Here is a 438-nt window from a genome sequence, read left to right on the forward strand (position 1 = left end):
ATATTATAGTGAAAAACAATCTTAGGTACGGCATTAGAAAACATAAATTGGGAGCAGCATCAGTATTCTTAGGAACAATGATCGTTGTTGGGATGGGACAAGATAAAGAAGCTGCAGCATCAGAACAAAAGACAACTACAGTAGAAGAAAATGGGAATTCAGCTACTGATAATAAAGTAAACGAAACACAAACAACTACAACTAACGTTAATACTATAGATGAAACACAATCATACAGCGCAACAGCAACAGAACAACCGTCAAACGCAACACAAGTAACAACTGAAAAAGCACCAAAAGCAGTACAAGCAGTACAAGCACCACAAACTGCACAACCAGCAAATTTAGAAACAGTTAAAGAAGAGGTAGTTAAGGAAGAAGCGAAACCTCAAGTTAAGGAAACGACACAATCTCAAGACAATAGCGGAGATCAAAGAC

Annotated in this window: 1 protein-coding gene; it reads left to right on the plus strand. The window is 37.4% G+C overall.

Going from position 1 to position 438, the window contains the following annotated elements; all coding sequences use genetic code 11:
* Positions 1-8: 8 nt before the first annotated feature.
* Positions 9-438: YSIRK-type signal peptide-containing protein (locus tag A6F49_RS17435; RefSeq protein WP_150119521.1), on the plus strand; the 430-nt coding region annotated here is incomplete at its 3' end.

Source organism: Enteractinococcus helveticum, from assembly GCF_001657475.1.
Lineage (GTDB): Bacteria > Actinomycetota > Actinomycetes > Actinomycetales > Micrococcaceae > Yaniella > Yaniella helvetica.